The organism is Leifsonia sp. NPDC056824 (assembly GCF_042789575.1).
GTDB lineage: Bacteria > Actinomycetota > Actinomycetes > Actinomycetales > Microbacteriaceae > Leifsonia.
The window spans coordinates 294,733-310,482 of record NZ_JBHUAV010000003.1; the positions used below are offsets into that span (position 1 = coordinate 294,733).

General features: G+C 71.0%; 12 protein-coding genes. 3 read left to right on the forward strand and 9 right to left on the reverse strand.

What is annotated here, in order from left to right; all coding sequences use genetic code 11:
* Nucleotides 1–2: 2 nt before the first annotated feature.
* The 5 genes from ACFRFH_RS14215 to ACFRFH_RS14235 are packed head-to-tail and all read right to left on the reverse strand — an operon-like array spanning nucleotide 3 to nucleotide 4,805.
* Nucleotides 3–1,247 (reverse strand): hypothetical protein, encoded by a 1,245-nt coding sequence (locus ACFRFH_RS14215; RefSeq protein ID WP_382463651.1) that lies wholly within the window; start codon nucleotides 1,245–1,247, stop codon nucleotides 3–5.
* Nucleotides 1,248–1,307: 60 nt separating this feature from the next.
* Nucleotides 1,308–2,270 carry a glycosyltransferase family 2 protein gene (locus ACFRFH_RS14220; protein ID WP_382463652.1) on the reverse strand — a complete coding sequence of 321 codons (963 nt, stop codon included), beginning with the start codon at nucleotides 2,268–2,270 and terminating at the stop codon, nucleotides 1,308–1,310.
* A gap of 2 nt (nucleotides 2,271–2,272) precedes the next feature.
* Nucleotides 2,273–2,740 (reverse strand): GtrA family protein, encoded by a 468-nt coding sequence (locus tag ACFRFH_RS14225; protein WP_382463653.1) that lies wholly within the window; start codon nucleotides 2,738–2,740, stop codon nucleotides 2,273–2,275.
* A gap of 2 nt (nucleotides 2,741–2,742) precedes the next feature.
* Nucleotides 2,743–3,708: a Gfo/Idh/MocA family protein gene (locus tag ACFRFH_RS14230; protein ID WP_382463654.1), complete on the reverse strand. Its 966-nt coding sequence runs from the start codon at nucleotides 3,706–3,708 to the stop codon at nucleotides 2,743–2,745.
* Nucleotides 3,705–4,805, reverse strand: a complete 1,101-nt coding sequence (locus ACFRFH_RS14235; protein ID WP_382463655.1) for a DegT/DnrJ/EryC1/StrS family aminotransferase — start codon at nucleotides 4,803–4,805, stop codon at nucleotides 3,705–3,707. Before ACFRFH_RS14235 ends, ACFRFH_RS14230 begins: the two co-directional genes overlap by 4 nt.
* Nucleotides 4,806–4,892: 87 nt before the next feature.
* On the opposite strand from ACFRFH_RS14235, the gene ACFRFH_RS14240 reads away from it, so the two are divergent.
* Nucleotides 4,893–5,618, forward strand: coding sequence for a UDP-N-acetylglucosamine acyltransferase (locus ACFRFH_RS14240; RefSeq protein ID WP_382463656.1), 726 nt, complete (start codon nucleotides 4,893–4,895; stop codon nucleotides 5,616–5,618).
* Nucleotides 5,619–5,672: 54 nt separating this feature from the next.
* On the opposite strand, the gene ACFRFH_RS14245 is transcribed toward ACFRFH_RS14240, so the two are convergent.
* The gene (locus ACFRFH_RS14245; RefSeq protein ID WP_382463657.1) at nucleotides 5,673–8,297 is read right to left on the reverse strand and encodes a GH25 family lysozyme; all 2,625 of its coding nucleotides are present in this window, start codon (nucleotides 8,295–8,297) and stop codon (nucleotides 5,673–5,675) included.
* Between the two features lie 196 nt (nucleotides 8,298–8,493).
* On the opposite strand from ACFRFH_RS14245, the gene ACFRFH_RS14250 reads away from it, so the two are divergent.
* Nucleotides 8,494–10,533, forward strand: a complete 2,040-nt coding sequence (locus ACFRFH_RS14250; RefSeq protein ID WP_382463658.1) for an FG-GAP-like repeat-containing protein — start codon at nucleotides 8,494–8,496, stop codon at nucleotides 10,531–10,533.
* A gap of 15 nt (nucleotides 10,534–10,548) precedes the next feature.
* On the opposite strand, the gene ACFRFH_RS14255 is transcribed toward ACFRFH_RS14250, so the two are convergent.
* Genes ACFRFH_RS14255 through manA form a run of 3 tightly spaced genes read right to left on the reverse strand, consistent with a single transcriptional unit; the run spans nucleotide 10,549 to nucleotide 14,373 of the window.
* Nucleotides 10,549–11,844: an O-antigen ligase family protein gene (locus ACFRFH_RS14255; protein ID WP_382463659.1), complete on the reverse strand. Its 1,296-nt coding sequence runs from the start codon at nucleotides 11,842–11,844 to the stop codon at nucleotides 10,549–10,551.
* A 10-nt stretch (nucleotides 11,845–11,854) separates the two neighbouring features.
* Entirely contained in the window at nucleotides 11,855–13,201 is a 1,347-nt protein-coding gene (locus tag ACFRFH_RS14260) for an O-antigen ligase family protein (RefSeq protein ID WP_382463660.1), read from the reverse strand.
* 14 nt (nucleotides 13,202–13,215) lie between these two features.
* Nucleotides 13,216–14,373: a mannose-6-phosphate isomerase, class I gene (gene manA, locus ACFRFH_RS14265; RefSeq protein ID WP_382463661.1), complete on the reverse strand. Its 1,158-nt coding sequence runs from the start codon at nucleotides 14,371–14,373 to the stop codon at nucleotides 13,216–13,218.
* A 110-nt stretch (nucleotides 14,374–14,483) separates the two neighbouring features.
* Between manA and ACFRFH_RS14270 the strand changes: the two genes are divergently transcribed.
* Nucleotides 14,484–15,662 (forward strand): acyl-CoA dehydrogenase family protein, encoded by a 1,179-nt coding sequence (locus ACFRFH_RS14270; protein WP_370056573.1) that lies wholly within the window; start codon nucleotides 14,484–14,486, stop codon nucleotides 15,660–15,662.
* Nucleotides 15,663–15,750 lie beyond the last annotated feature (88 nt).

A 15,750-nucleotide genomic window follows, 5' to 3' on the forward strand; every position in this document is an offset into this window, starting at 1 on the left:
GCTCACGCGGCACGACGGCGGCGCACCGCGAGCAGCAGGCCGCCGAGCACGATGGCGAGCAGACCTCCCAGAGCCGGCCCTGTGACGTCGGAGCCGCTGTCGGCCAGCTCTGCGGTGACCGTCGTGGCCGATCCGCCCGCTCCGCGGCTCGACCCCGATCCGCCGCTCGACCCCGTGCCGGCGGCGACGCCCGGCGTGATCGTGAACGCGGTCGCGCCGGCCGACTCCGTGGCCGGGTCGCCGTCGGTGCGGAAGAGCAGCGAGCCCGAGGCGAAGGTCGAGGTGATCGTGGGCAGCGCGAATGTGAAGGTGACGGTGCCGTCCGCCGCGATCGTCTGCGGGTCGGACACGCCGACGTCCCAGATGCGCATCCGGGCGCTCACGCCCGCCGCCATGCCGGAGCAGGTGACCGTGATGGTCTCACCGCCCGCGTAACTCGGCTTGTCGCTCTGGCAGGGGGCGAACGGCGCCATGTAGCTCACGAACCCGGCGTAGGCCTGCTGCTCGCCCATCGCGCCGGTGTACTGGAAGCCCCAGGAATGACTGGTCGCGCCGATCGGGAACGTGCAGGACAGGATCGGGTCGCCGGGGTTCACGACCTTGGGCAGGGCGCCGAAGCACTGGTCGCTGACCGGCGCGAGCTCCGCCGTCGCCCGCGTGATGGTCACGGGCGTGTTGCCGTTCCAGCTCACGGCCAGACGCACGAGCGGCCGGAACAGGCCGGGGTAGCTGAGGAGTTGCGGGTCGGGGATCGTGGTGAGCCAGCCGGTGGCGGGCGGAGGCGCCTGCAGCGCGAAGTCCGTGGTGTCCGGCCGGTAGTCCACGCCGAAGTACGGGTACGACACCACCGTCGTGTCGGGGCCGGCGACCGGGAAGGACCCGGTCAGGGTCAGGTCGAGCACGCCTGCTCCCGACGCGAAGGTCGGCGACACGAAGCAGTCGAGCGTGGCGCCGGGCGCGATCGTGCCGGAGCACTGGTTCGCGCCGCTGGTCGGCGTGACCGCGTCGAGCGTGTACGTCTCGGTGTCGTTGTTGGTGATCGACAGCGAGACGAGCACCTCACCCGACGTCACGTCGGTCTGACTCGCCGGGTCCAGGGGACGCTGCTGCGGGCCCTGGTTGGTGTTGAGCTGGTACGTCGCGCCGACCGCGATCGTCGAGGCGGCGCTCGCGGGCGCCGCGACGGCCACGACCGATCCGACCGCGACCAGGCCGACGACGAGCGCCGGCGCGAGAAGCTGCTTCATCCGACCCCAATCCGAGTGCGCGACTCTCTGTGAGAGAGTACAGACTCGATGCGGACCGGTCTAGGGCTTGGTGAACGGCGTGTAGGTGGGCTTCGACGGGCTCGCCTGGATGTCGAGCTGCAGCGCGGAGATCAGCATCTGCGTCCCGAGCATCAACGGCAATGCCGCGAGCATCACCGTCGCGGCGGTCGCGACCACCGACGCGGCGATCTGGAAGCACACCCAGATCGCGACACCGAGACCGAACAGGGACAGCACGATCCCCAGCACGAGGAGCAGCGCGATCGGCGAGAACGACCAGAGCACGTAGCGGTACCAGATGCGGCGCCAGAAGCCGCGGGTCAGCAGGCTGAGCAGCTCGGGGACAACGTGGCCGAGGCGGATGCTGGAGACCTCGTCGCCGTAGACGGCCGGGATCGGCACGTCGACGGCGGGCACCTGGAGGATGTTGAGGTGGATGAGCAGGTCGTTCTCGAACGAGTAGCGCCGGGCGACGTGGTCGAGCGGGACGCGCTCCAGCACGTCCGTGCGCACCGCGGTGTAGCCGTTCTGCGGGTCGAAGAGGTGCCAGTAGCCCGAGGCCAGCTTGGTCAGGAACGACAGCATGATGTTGCCGAAGATCCGGTAGCGCGGCATCCCGTTGAACGACTCCGGCGCGAAGAACCGGTTGGCCTTGGCGAAGCCGTAGCCCTCGATGGTGACGTGGTCGAGGAGCGACGGCAGGTACGCCGGGTCCATCTGGGCGTCGCCCGCCATGATGACGTTGACGTCGGAGCCCAGCTCCATCGCCGCACGGTGACCGGTGATGATCGCGCCGCCGACGCCCTGGTTGACCTCGTGGCGGATCAGGGTGACGCGCGGGTCCGGGTTCGCCTTCACCACACCGCTGGTGTCGTCCGGGCTGTGGTCGTCGACGATCACGATGTGATCGACGAAGTCCGGCATGGTGTCGATGACCGTGTTGATCATCAGCTCTTCTTTGTAGGCGGGTACCACCGCGGCGATCCGTGCGCCGTTGTACATCCTCAGTCCTCTCGGGCGGCCTCGGCGGCCGTGCTCGATCGTCGGGGGCCGGCGAAGACCCAGTAGCGATAGGCGAAGTAATTCCACACCGTCGTGACGGCGGTCGCGATGACCTTGCCGCCTGCCCAGCTCAACGGGGACTGGTCGACGAGGGCGACGATGACGGACGTCGCCACGGTGTTCACGATGACCAGAAGAGTGTACTTCATCAGCGCTGGGCCGTGCGGCACCTGCGAGTTGAAGCCCAGCACCCGCTGGATCGTGTAGGTGAACGCGAAGCTGATGACGAAGGCCGCCCCGGCAGCGAGCCAGGTGGCCCAGCCGAACACCGCGTGGAACAGCCACAGCAGCGTGAAGTCGACGATGAAGGCCAGGCCGCCCGCGACGAGGTAGCGGACGATCGGGTGGTCGGCGAACGCGCGCACCCGATTGGGGCGGCTGCTCTCCTCGGTGGGCTCTGCGGCGGGCACGCTCATCCCTGGAGGACGGGCCGGCGCGCGATCACCTGGTCGATGACGCGGTGCGGGGCGAGGATGGTCCCACGCTCGGTCGCGGCGTCGGCCGTGCCGTCGATCAGGTCGAGGAAGCGCCCGAACTGCGTCGTGAGCGGCTCGGCCGAGCTGACCAGCTCCGGGATCTCGATGACCGTCTGCTGCCGGTAGCCGCGTCCGTCGTCGACCGAGTTCTCGGAGACATGGTGGTAGACCGTCACGTCGCGGCGGAGCAGGTCGACCTCGATCAGACGGTCACGCTCGTAGATCGAGAGCTGGCGGATCTTGCGCTGGCCGACCCGGCTGGCCGAGATGTGCGCGATGGCGCCGCCGGGGAAGTCGAGCAGGGTCTCCGCCACGTCCTCGGCGTCCGCCAGGGAGTCGGGGTGGAAGTGGCCGAGCCGCGACTCCACGTTGCCGGGCGCTGCGCCGATGATCCCGATCGCCAGGTCGACGTCGTGCACCAGGAGGTCCCAGGCGACGCCGGTGCGGATGCGCGGGGCGTAGGGCGAGTGCCGGGTGGCGGTGACGTGCACCGGCTCGGCGATCAGCTCGCGCGCGGTCATCACGGCGGGGTTGTAGCGCTCGAGGAGGCCGCACATGAAGGGCAGGTCGCGCTCGTCGGCAAGCGCGAGGATCTCCTCGGTGCGCAGCAGGCTGTCGGCGACCGGCTTCTCGACCAGCAGCGGGGTGTCCTGGGACAGCACCTGCATGGCGAGGTCGTAGTGCGCCTCGGTCGCGGCCGCGACGACGACGCCGTCGATGTCGGAGAGGTCGGGCAGCTCGGGGAGCCACTTCGCGCCGAAGCGCTCGGCGACCGCGGTGCCGACGGACTCCCGCGGGTCCACCAGCACGGTCAGCTCCGAGCGCGGGGACTGCGCGATCACGCGGGCGTGGTGGCTGCCCATCGTGCCGGCGCCGACCAGGGCGATGCGTGCGGCGGTCATGCTCCCGCCACCTTGCGCACGGCGGCCACGATGGTCGAGAGGTCGTCGTCGGAGAGGGCGTTGTGGACCGGCAGCGAGACGACCTGGCGGGCGACCTGCTCGGCGACGGGCGCCTCGCGGCGTAGCACGCGCGGGTGGTCGCGGTAGGCGTCGTAGTCCCACAGCAGGCGCGGGTAGTAGACGCCGGCGCCGACACCTTCGTCTGCGAGGCGCTGCACGAACGTGTCGCGGTCGACCCGCGCCTCGTCGGTGACGCGGATGGTGAACTGGTGCCAGACGTGCGAGCGGCCGGGCAGCTCGCGGGGCGCGACGACGCCCGGGACGCCCTCGAGGCCCTCGATGAGGCGGGCGGCGTTGCGCTTGCGCGCCTCGACGATGGACGCGTAGCGCCCGAGCTGGGGGAGGCCGAGCGCGGCCTGCAGGTCGGTCAGGCGGTAGTTGTGGCCGGCCATCTCGTAGGCGTACCTGGCGCGCATGCCCTGGTTGCGCATCACGCGCAGCGTGTCGGCGATGGCGTCGTCGTTCGTGGTGATGAGGCCGCCCTCGCCCGTGGTGAGGTTCTTGGTCGCGTACAGCGAGAAGGTGCCGAGGCCGTAGCTGCCCGCCGAGCGGCCGTCGTAGGTCGCGCCGTGCGACTGGGCGGCGTCCTCCAGGATGCGCAGGCCCTTCTCGGCGGCGAGCTCGGCGATCGGCGCCATGTCGGCCATCTGGCCGTACAGGTGCACGGGGAGCAGGACCTTGGTCTTCGGGCCGACGGCCTCCTTCAGGGAGGCGGGGTCGACGTTGAAGTCGTCGAAGCGGATGTCCGCGAACGTCGCGGTCGCGCCGGCCTCGAGGATCGCGTTGAGCGTGGCCACGAACGTGAACGGCGAGGTGACGACTTCGTCGCCCGGCTGCAGGTCGAGGGCCTGGAGAGCGGCGACCAGGGCGGTCGTGCCGTTGTTGACCGCGATCGCGTGCGGGACGCCGTGCATGCGCGCGAACTCGTCTTCGAGCCGCGCCACCTTCGGGCCTTGAGCGATGGAGCCGGAGCGGAGGACCTCCAGGACCTCACGCTCCTCTTCCGGACCGAACTTGACCGTCGTGATGGGGATCATGGAGCCTTCGTGTGGTTAGGGTGTGTGGGTGCGGGAAAAGTATGCGCTGCCACCTTACCTTGTCTCCTCGGACGGAGGATCTCAGTGGTGAACGATCGCGGCAACTCCATCCATCCCACTGCGATCGTCGACGGTGACGTGCGGCTGGGGGAGGGCAACACCATCGGGCCGTTCGCGGTCGTGACCGGTCCGGTCGAGCTCGGCGACGGCAACTGGATCGGCACAGGCGTCGTCATCGGCGCGCCTCCGGAGGTGCGTTCGTGGGAGCACCCGCGCGACGCCGCGGAGCGCTCCAGCGGCAACGGGATCGTGATCGGGAGCCGCAACGTCTTCCGCGAGTACGCGCAGGTCCACCAGGGCTGGCACGACCGCACGACGATCGGCGACGACGCGTTCATCATGAACCAGGTCTACGTCGCCCACGACTGCCGGCTCGGCGACGGCGTCACGCTCGCCTCCAGCGTCCTGCTCGCGGGACATGTGCGCGTCGGCGACGGCGCCAACCTGGGGCTCGGCGTCTCCGTGCACCAGCGGCGCTACGTCGGCCGCGGCGCGATGGTGGGCATGGGCTCCGTGGTCACCAGGGACGTCCCGCCGTGGTCCAAGGCGTTCGGCAACCCCGCGCGGGTGCAGGGCGCGAACACGGTCGGGATGTCGCGCGCCGGCATCGGCGCGACCTCCATCGAGGCCCTGACCGCGGCCTACGCCCCCGGCCTGGTCACCGGCTCCTTCGACCCGCGGGCGCTCGACGCGCTCGGGGAGGGCGAGCTCGCCGAGACCGTCGCGGAGTGGCGCGAGGCCACCACGAGCTGAGCCGCGCCCCCGAAGGGACGCGGCTCAGCTGCTGCTCGACGTGATCGTTCCGGCTCAGCCGAACTGGTTCCAGCTCGACCCGGCCAGCGCCGCGCTGGAGAAGCCGGGGGTGTTCGCCACCGCAGCGGAGCCGCTCCCCGGGTAATAGAGGAGTCCGCCGTCGGAGCGCACGCCGAGCAGGTCGCCCTTGCGGCCCGTCGCGGTGTCGCCGGTGCCGGTCACGGTGCTGAAGGTGTTCCAGCCCGAGCCGACGACCGCCGGGCTGGCGAGTCCGCTCGCTCCCGAGACGCCCGTGTTCCCCGTGCCCGCGTAGAGCCAGAGCGTGCCGTCCGGCTTCAGCGCGACCAGGTCGGCCTTGCCGTCGCCGTTCGCGTCGCCGGTGGAGACGATGCTCTTGATGGCGTTCCAGCCGGAGCCCACGACCACGCCGGGCGACACCCATGCGGTGGACGACGGCGTCTGGCGGATGCCCGCGTAGAAGTACATCGTGCCGTCCGACGTGCTGGCGAGGATGTCGGTGACCCCGTCGCCGTTGAAGTCGCCCGCGACGATCTTCGTGAAGGCGGTCCAGCCGCCCGATCCGATGCGGATGCCTCCGGAGAACGTGGAGGGCGACGATGCGTTCACCGTGCCGGTCCCGGGGAACAGCCAGAGGGTGCCGTCGCTCCGCACGGCGATCAGGTCGGCCCTGCCGTCGCCGTTCATGTCGGCGCCGCCGACGATGGTCGTGAAGTCGGACCAGCCCCAGCCGACGCGCACGCCGGACTTGTAGCTGCGGTTGACGCCGCCGCTGTTGCCGTTGCCCTGATAGAGCCAGAGGTTGCCGGAGGTGTCGGTCGAGACGATGTCGGGGATGCCGTCCCCGCTGAGGTCGCCCGCGCCGACGACGCGGTTGAACATCCCCCAGCCTGAGCCGACCGTCTGGGCCGCACCGAACGCCGGCTGCGCGAACATCCCGCCCGAGTAGTACTCGAGCGCTCCGGACGTCGTGCGGCTCAGCAGGTCGGGCCTGCCGTCGCCGTTGGTGTCGCCCGCTGCGATGAGCAGGTCGCTGGCGCCGAGTCCCGGAGCGCTGATCGGGATGCCCGGCTGGATGCCGGTCGCCGACCCGCGGTACAGCGTGAGCGAGCCGTCCGGCCGGAACCCGACGAGGTCGGACCAGCCGTCCTTGTCGAGGTCGCCGACGCCCAGCACCTGCGAGAACTGGTTCCACGCCGACCCGACCTGCACACCGGCGTTGTAGCCGTTGCTCGAGCCGTCGACGTGCCCGGTGCCGGTGTAGAGCCAGAGGGTGCCGTCGGGCTTGCGGGCGTACAGGTCGGGGATGTGGTCCCCGTTCACGTCGCCTGCCGCGATGACGTCGGTGAAGGTGTCCCAGCCGGAGCCCAGCACCATCGCGTTCCCGAACCCGGTGCTGGAGCCGCTGATGACACCGGTCCCGGGGAACAGGACCATCGTGCCGTTGGTCTTGCGGGCGAGGATGTCCGGTTTGCCGTCGCCGTTGACGTCGCCCGCGGCGATCATCTCGTCGTAGATGCCCCAGCCGGAGGCGATCTGGACACCGGCCCCGTAGGTGGGCACGCCGTTGCTCATCCCCGTGCCCGCGTAGAACCACAGGGTGCCGTCCGGTCGCCTCGCGAGCAGGTCGGGTTTGCCGTCGCCGTTGAGGTCGCCGGCGCCGATCACGGGCTGCGCCATCGCGCGTCCGGTGATGGCGAGCTGCTGGAGCGCGGCCGCCCCGCCGTTGAAGACGTCCTGGTCGCCCGGGTAGACGCCGGAGTCGGCCCACTGCCACATCGTGTACGCGCCCCAGCCGGCCGGGAGGGTGCCTGCGCCGTCCGAGACGCTGTTCGGGTAGCGCGCGATGAAGAGCGGGTTGATGCCGAAGGCGGCGCTGTTGCCCGTGCACCGCGTCCACCAGTCCGTGGTCGAGTAGATCGCGGGGTAGCGGCTGGTGCGCTTGAAGATGGTGTTGGAGAAGTCGGCGATCCAGTTGACCATCGCCTGCGCGCTGAGACCGTAGCAGGTGGCGCCGTAGGGGTTGTACTCGATGTCGAGGAGCGGCGGGAGCGTCCGGCCGTCCTGCGACCAGCCGCCGCCGTTGTCGACGAAGTAGTTGGCCTGGGTGGCGCCGGAGCTCGTGTCCGGCGTGGCGAAGTGGTACGCGCCGCGGGTCAGCCCCGCCGCGTAGGAGCCGCTGTACTGGCTGGCGAACTGGCTGGACTGGTAGTCGGTGGACTCCGTCGCCTTGATGTAGACGAACTTCGCGCCGTTCGCCGCGACCTGCGACCAGTTGATGCCGGTCTGCCAGCCGCTGACGTCGAGTCCGGGCAGCCCGGGCGGGACGTCGCTCGGCGACGCGGTCACGTTGGGCGAGGCCGTCTTCGAGCCCGGCACGTTCTGCGGGATGGTCGAACCCATCGCGTGGTTGCGCGCCTTGTTCTGCGTGGCGAGGTCCGGGTCCTTGCCGGTGACGGGCGAAGTCCCGGATGACGGCGAGGGTGTCGGAGCCGGTGACGCCGTAGCCGGGACGGCGGTGGCGGTGGCGGTGGGCGCCGGTGTCGCCGGTGGCGCCGGTGTCGCCGCGGTCGCCGGAGCGAGCCCGGCGCACGTCACGAGAGTCGCCACGGCGACGGCCGTGGCGACGGTGATCAGGGTTGGGGTTTTTTTGATGTGCATCGGAAGCCTCCCGCTCGGGATGCGCCGCGTCGGGTCCCGGTCGGTGGGCCGCCGCGCACGATGATGGTATACGCGGATACGCAGGCAGTCAGCCGATCCACCGCGTGTTCGGCGATGAACAGCCCACAAGTGGGGGCAGAAAACGCGTCTCCTCGGACTGGTACTGTGACTGGCGATCTATTCGGGGAGGTTGCCGGTGCCGCGATTCACCAGGGCATTCATCATCGTGGCCGTGCTCGCGACCACCGCTCTCACGGGGGTCACGGCGCAGCCCGCCCTCGCCGCCGGGCCGCCGTCGCCGTCGGCTCCGCCGCCGACCGCGACCGCGTCGCCGAAGCTCGCCGGCCACCCGCACAAGCGCACCTGCGCCGATCCGCGGCCCGGGCACGCGGCCTGCTTCGCCGAGGTCGTGGAGGGCGTCGCCTCCCCGTCGACGGGCACCCCGACCGGCTACGGGCCGGCCGACCTCCAGGCCGCGTACAACCTGTCGACCGCGGCCACCGCCGGCGGCGGCGCCACCGTCGCGGTCGTCGACGCCTACGACCTGCCGTCCGCCGAGGCGGATCTGGCGGTCTACCGCTCGCACTACGGCCTCCCGGCCTGTACGACCGCGAACGGCTGCTTCCGCAAGGTCGACCAGCGCGGCGGCACCGCGTACCCGGGCGTCGACCCTCAGCATGGGTGGGGCCCGGAGACCGACATCGACCTGCAGATGGTCAGCGCCGCGTGCCCGAAGTGCCGCATCCTGCTGGTCGAGGCGGACGACAACAACGTGGACAGCCTCGGTGCGGCGGCGCAGACCGCCGTCACGCTCGGCGCCAAGTACGTCAGCAACTCCTACGGCGCGCTCGACAATGCCGACTTCAGCGGCTACGACCACTACTACGACCACCCGGGCGTCGTCGTCACCGCGGCCAGCGGCGACAGCGGCTACGGCACCCAGTTCCCCGCCGCCTCCCAGAACGTCACGGCCGTGGGAGGCACCACGCTGTCCCCGGTCACCAACCCCGCACCGGGAGCGCGCGCCTGGACGGAGTCGTCGTGGAACATGGCAGGCAGCGGCTGCAGTTCCTACAGTCCGAGCCCGTCCTGGCAGACGGGGACCGGGTGCTCCGGCATGAAGGGCGTCGCCGACATCTCCGCCGTCGCCGACCCGCTGACCGGTGTCGCCGGATACGTCCCCAGCACGACCGCGCCGTACTCGTCGGCCTGGCAGCCCGTGGGCGGCACCAGCGTCGCCTCGCCCCTGATCGCGGGCATGTACGCCCTCGCCGGCCAGCCCGCGAGCGGGACCTACCCCGCGTCGTACCCGTGGGCGAAGCCGTCCGCGCTGAACGACGTGACCACCGGGTCGAACAGCACCAACTGCACGCCGGCCCAGTTGTGCACGGCCGGCCCGGGCTGGGACGGCCCGACCGGCCTCGGCACCCCGAACGGCGTGACCGCGCTCGCCGCCCCGACGCCCTCCAGCGCGACGGAGGCGATGGGCGACTTCAACTCCGACGGCGCGGCCGACGTCCTCGCGCGCAGCACGTCCGGCGCCCTCTCCCTGTACCGCGGCAACGGCTCCGGCGGCTGGCTCTCGCCCGCGGCCGTACCCGTCGGCTCGGGCTGGAACGGGATGACCGCGCTCCTCTCGCCCGGCGACTTCGACGGCGACGGCCGCAACGACATCCTGGCGCGCGACACGTCAGGGCTGCTCTGGCTCTACCCGGGCGACGGCGCGAGCGGCTGGCTCCCGCGCAAGCAGGTCGGCTCCGGCTGGAACGGCATGACCAAGATCATCGCCGTGCACGACTTCAACGGCGACGGCACCGCCGATGTCGCCGCGATCGACACCACGGGGGCGTTCTGGCTCTATCCCGGCAACGGTCACGGCGGCTGGCTGCCGCGCCAGCAGATCGGCTCGGGCTGGGGCGGCATGACGGCCGTCCTCGGTACCGGCGACTTCAACGGCGACGGGAAGCCGGACGTCCTGGCCAGGGACGGCTCCGGTCGGCTCTGGCTGTACGGGCACACCCCGGCCGGCTGGGCGACCCCGAAGGTCGTCGGCACCGGCTGGAACGGGATGACCGCGATCGTCTCGGTCGGCGACTTCGACGGCGACGGGCACGACGACGTCCTCGCGCAGCGCTCCGACGGCGTGCTGTTCCTCTATCCCGCGACCGGCCAGTCCGGCTGGGGCACGCCCCGGGCCATCGGGACCGGCTGGAACATCATGTCCTGGATCGGCTGAGGCGGAGCTACGGGCTTAGGCCCCGGCCCCGTCTCGGTGCGGCAGCCGGAGCCGCCAGCTCATGCCCTGCGACGCCTTCACCGTGCAGATCACCATCAGCATCCAGCCGGACTCGATCAGGATCGAGCTCTCGAACACGCTCGTCACCAGCAGCGCGACGAGCACGAGCGGCGCCCACGCGTAGACCACGCTGCGGCGGTTGGAGGCGAGCAGCCAGGAGCGGCCGAACGCCAGCGCGATGAGCGCGACGAAGATCAACAGGCCGATGAATCCGACCTGGAGGTACACGTCCAGGTAGGCGTTCAGCCCGTCCGGGTGGTACGTGCCGGTCGCGTCCTGGATGGCGTTGAACGGGTACAGGTCCGTCGGCCAGGCGCCCACCCAGCCCCAGCCGGCGATCTGGTTGATCGGGATGAGCTCCCAGATCTGGATCCAGAGCTTGTAGCGCACCTGGAAGTCCGCGCGGGCGTTGAGCAGGTCGATCACGCGGGTGCGGTAGATCCACCCGGTGACCAGGATCGCGATGGTCACGACCGCGAGCGCCCACTGCACCAGCGTCCGGCGGTGGGAAGGCACCTTCCGCAGCAGGTACAGCGCGACCGTGGCGAACCCGACCACCACCGACACGGCGGCGATGACGGGGGAGTGCGCCAACAGGATGCAGAGCGCGGCGAGCGTGATCGAGAACGCCGCCATCGTCGGCCGCACGGAGCGGGTGCGCAGCTCGACCAGGAACGTGACGAACGCGATCAGTGCGACGATGCTGAGCTGGTTGCGGGTGCCGAACAGGCCCTGGATCGGGCCTCCGGCCGCGATGTTGCCCGCGATGCCCAGGAAGCGGATCGGCACGTCCAGCAGCAGGCCGCTCATGACCTCCAGGGCGAGCGACACGGTCAGCAGCACGCGCAGGGCGTCGCCGACCACCCGGACGATCTGGATCGCGTCGCGCACCAGGGCGATGTACACGGCCAGGAACGCGAACAGGAGCTGGTAGAGCACTCCCGCGATCGTCGCCCACTGGTAGTCGCTCCAGATGATGGACAGCGCGCACCAGCCGACGAACAGCAGCGCGGAGATCGGCAGCAGGCCGTGCCACTCGATGAGCTTGCGCTGGGCGATGAACGACAGCGCCGCCAGGACGGCGATGGCGCCGAGCACGCCGATGAGGCCGGGCCAGCCCATCAGCGCGCGGATCGCGTGCGTCGAGAATCCGGTCACCACCGCCAGCAGCGCGAGGGTCGAGTTGAATCGCGCCGATCCGAGGAACTCGGTCACCGCGGGCGGCACCAGGGTTCGACGCGGTTCGGCCATGAACAGAATCCTACGTGGCGGACTGCTTGGTCTTCAGGGCGAGCAGCGCGAGGAGCGCCCAGCCCCCTTCGATCAGCATCCGGCTCTCGGCGAGGCTCTGGGCGAGCAGCGCGGCCAGCAGCAGCAGCGGCAGGAGGGCGAGCGCCGTGTACGGCAGGTCGTCCGCGACGGCCATCCGCGGCCGGTCCACTGCCAGGAACCAGGTCCGCCACAGCGTGCTCAGCACCAGGAGGGCGAAGATCACCAGGCCCACGATCCCGAGCTGCAGCCAGACGTCGAGCCAGGCGTTGTGCGCCTGCAGGTAGACGACGCCGCTGCGCACGGCGAGGTCCTTGAACGGCGACACCCAGGGCGCCCAGTAGCTCACCCAGCCCCACCCGAACACCGGGCGCTCCTGAGCGAGGTGGACGACGGAGTTCCAGATCGTCAGCCGGCCGGTGAGGTCCTCGCTCTTGCCGAGCAGCACGGGGATGCGGGAGGCGAACAGCACGACCGACACCACGACCACGACCGTGAGCGCCGCGGCGGTGAGGTACACCGGCCGCCTCCGCTCGGGTCCGGCGCGGCGCGTCCAGAGCGCGAAGCCGAGCACGACCGCGGTGAACACGGCGGCGATGAACACGGTCGAGGAACGGGTCAGCGCGAAGGTCGCGACGGCCACGACGACCCAGGTGATCGCCGTCCCGCGGCGGATGCTGCGATCGGCGAGCTGGATGCCGAACACGACCAGCCCGAGCAGCGCGACCATCGCCAGCAGGTTGCTGTTGCCGACGATCCCCTGGATCTGGCCGCCGTGGAAGAGCAGGTCGCGGCTCCAGTAGAAGGCCGACGGGATGTGCGCCGGCGCCGGCTGGGTGGGCGTGAGCGGGAGCACGGGCCTGCGCACGAACACGGCGACAATCAGCTCGAACAGCAGCGAGAGCCCGAGGATCCAGCGGAACGCGTTCGCCAGGGCCGTGAGCAGCGCCTGCCAGCTCAGGCAGAACGCGAGGAACAGCGCAGCGCCGGTGGTGGCGAACTGGGCGACCAGCCCGAGTGCGGTCGCGCCCGGATACGCCGACCAGGCCAGGGAGACGACCGCGAACGCGAGGAAGAGCACCAGTGATTTCGGCAGCTTCCGCCAGCGCACCACGGGACGCAGCCGCACCAGGAGCACGACGCTCCCGATCGCCAGGACGCCCGCGAGCACGAAGTAGCCCGGCCAGCTGATCAGGTTGCGCCAGAAGTCCCCGGCAAACAGCGTGAACAGCACCAGCACCGCGAACACCGAGACCCCGGTGCCGGAGGCCCCACGGGCGGCGTCGACGCGGTCGCGCAACGGGTTCGATCCGCTCGCGGAAGGGGAGGGCCTGCTCACCCCCGAAGGATAGCTCACCGGTTCGGCGCCGCCAGGAAGAGTGTTCCCGCGCCGGCATATACGGTCAGCGTGCCCTCGTCCGCCGTCACCACGGCCGCCTCGCCGCGGGAGAGCCGCAGCGAGCCCGTGGCGCCGCGGAGCTCGACGTCCCCGGCGGTGCAGAGCGCGATCGCCGTGCCGGGCAGCTCGACCGGGGCGGACGGCACGTCGCCGCCGACCTCCACGCGCGCCAGCCGGAAGTCCGGCACGTCCGGCACGAACTCCTCGACTCCGGGCGCCGGGCGCTCCCGGACCATCGGGGTCACGGCGAACGGCGCGAAGTCGAGGATGCTCACCAGCTCCGGCACGTCGATCCGCTTCGGTGTCAGCCCGCCGCGCAGCACGTTGTCGGAGGCGGCCATCAGCTCGACGCCGAGCCCGCGGAGGTAGGCGTGGATGTTGCCGGCCGGGAGGTAGAGGGCGTCGCCAGGACGCAGCGCGACCCGGTTGAGCAGCAGCGCGAGAACGATCCCCGGATCGCCGGGGAAGGCCTCCGCGAGCATCCGGACGGTGTCGGCGTCGACGCCCTCCGCGGTCCTGGCCGCCTCGACCACGGCGTCGACGACCGCCGCCACCTCCGGCGCTCCGCCCAGCAGCCACTCGGTCGCGCCGCGCAGCGCCTGCTGCGGGTCGCCGTCGAGCGTGGCCGCGAACGCCGCGACCGCGGGGTCGCCGCCGGCCAGCCGTTCGAGCGCGGCGCGGCTGTCGGCCGGCTCCCGGAACCCGCAGAGCGCGTCGAACGGGTCGGACAGCGCGAAGATCATCTCCGGCTTGTGGAACGGGTCCTTGTAGTTGCGCTCGGGGGAGTCCGGCGCCAGGCCCTCGGCGTTCTCGCGCTCGAACCCGGCGCGCGCCTGCGCCGACGAGGGGTGCGCCTGCAGCGACAGCGGCCCGGCCGCGGCGAGCACCTTGAGCAGGTAGGGGAGCTTCCCGGCCGTCTCGCTCCAGTGCGCGAGGTCGGCGGCTCCTCCGGCCTCCTCCGGGTCGAGGATGCGCGCAGGGGAGCCCGGGTGCGCGCCCAGCCAGAGCTCCGCCTCCGGGGCCCCGCTCGGCGTCGTGCCGAGGAGGTGGGCGATCGCGGTGGTGGAACCCCACGCGTAATCGCGCGGGGTGTTGCCGATGCGCACAAACATCCGTGGTGTTCCCTTCGATCCGGTTAGACCAAAGTACCAATCGCTTTGCCGCGCTCCCGCGCCGGTCCCTAGGCTGGCGGTCTCTGCCGACCGCATGCACTGGAGCACACATGGCCTTCGAATCCCTCGCCAGCGACTTCTACGGCTTCGAGAACCTCCTGACCGAGCGCGAGCGCGACTTCATCGCGAACCTGCGCGCGGCGCTCGAGACCGAGCTGAAGCCGATCGTCAACGAGTACTGGGAGCGTGCGGAGTTCCCGCGGCAGATCGTGGACGTGCTGCACGCCGCAGGAGCGATCGGCCTCGGCTTCGAGGAGACCGCGCCGTTCGAGAACTCGGCGGTCTTCCGCGGCTGGGTCGCCCTGGAGCTGGCCCGCGTCGACGCCTCCGTCAGCACCTACGTCGGCGTGCAGAACGGCCTGGCGCTCGGCGCGATCGGCGTCTGCGGCTCGACGGAGCAGCGTGCGGAGTGGCTGCCCAAGCTCGCCAGCGGCGAGGTGCTCGGCGCGTTCGGCCTCACCGAGCCTGACTCCGGCTCCGACTCCGCCCAGGGCCTGCGCACGGTCGCGACCCGCGACGGCGACGACTGGATCCTCAACGGCTCCAAGCGCTGGATCGGCAACGCCACCTTCAGCGACATCACGGTCATCTGGGCGAAGAGCGCGGAGGACGGCCAGGTGAAGGGCTTCATCGTCCCGACCAGCACACCCGGTTACACCGCGACCAAGATCGAGGGCAAGACCTCGCTGCGCATCGTGCAGAACGCGGACATCACGCTCGAGAACGTGCGCGTGCCCGAGTCGCTGCGCCTCCAGAACGCGAACAGCTTCCGCGACACCGCCGCCGTGCTGCGGCTGACCCGCGCCGAGGTCGCCTGGGCCGCCGTCGGCGTCGCGGTCGGCGCGTACGAGGCGGCGCTGCGCTACGCGAAGGAGCGTGTGCAGTTCGGCAAGCCGATCGCCAAGCACCAGCTCATCCAGGACCTGCTGGTGAAGTCCATCGGCGACATCACCGCCTCCATCGCCCTCTGCACCCGGGTCTCGCAGATGCAGGACGACGACGAGCAGCGCGACGAGCACTCGGCCCTGGCCAAGGCGTTCGCGACCGCCCGGATGCGCGAGACCGTCGCACGCTGCCGCGAGCTGATGGGCGGTAACGGCATCGTCCTCGACTACGACGTGGCCCGCTTCTTCGCCGACGCGGAGGCCCTCTACTCCTACGAGGGCACCCGCGAGATGAACACCCTGATCGTCGGCCGCGCCATCACCGGCGAGGCCGCCTTCGTCTGACCCGCACCCCCCTCCACCACACCGCCGAGACGAGGGGGCATTGCGGGGGCGGCCGCCCCGGAACCCCCCACACCAACCCCAACCCGGC

Bases quoted from the DNA above. Each gene is read 5' to 3' on its own strand.
- ACFRFH_RS14270 (WP_370056573.1), top strand. From the start codon at position 14,484: ATGGCCTTCGAATCCCTCGCCAGCGACTTCTACGGCTTCGAGAACCTC.
- ACFRFH_RS14220 (WP_382463652.1), bottom strand. From the start codon at position 2,270: ATGTACAACGGCGCACGGATCGCCGCGGTGGTACCCGCCTACAAAGAA.
- ACFRFH_RS14235 (WP_382463655.1), bottom strand. From the start codon at position 4,805: ATGATCCCCATCACGACGGTCAAGTTCGGTCCGGAAGAGGAGCGTGAG.
- ACFRFH_RS14255 (WP_382463659.1), bottom strand. From the start codon at position 11,844: ATGGCCGAACCGCGTCGAACCCTGGTGCCGCCCGCGGTGACCGAGTTC.
- ACFRFH_RS14215 (WP_382463651.1), bottom strand. From the start codon at position 1,247: ATGAAGCAGCTTCTCGCGCCGGCGCTCGTCGTCGGCCTGGTCGCGGTC.
- ACFRFH_RS14245 (WP_382463657.1), bottom strand. From the start codon at position 8,297: ATGCACATCAAAAAAACCCCAACCCTGATCACCGTCGCCACGGCCGTC.
- ACFRFH_RS14230 (WP_382463654.1), bottom strand. From the start codon at position 3,708: ATGACCGCCGCACGCATCGCCCTGGTCGGCGCCGGCACGATGGGCAGC.
- manA (WP_382463661.1), bottom strand. From the start codon at position 14,373: ATGTTTGTGCGCATCGGCAACACCCCGCGCGATTACGCGTGGGGTTCC.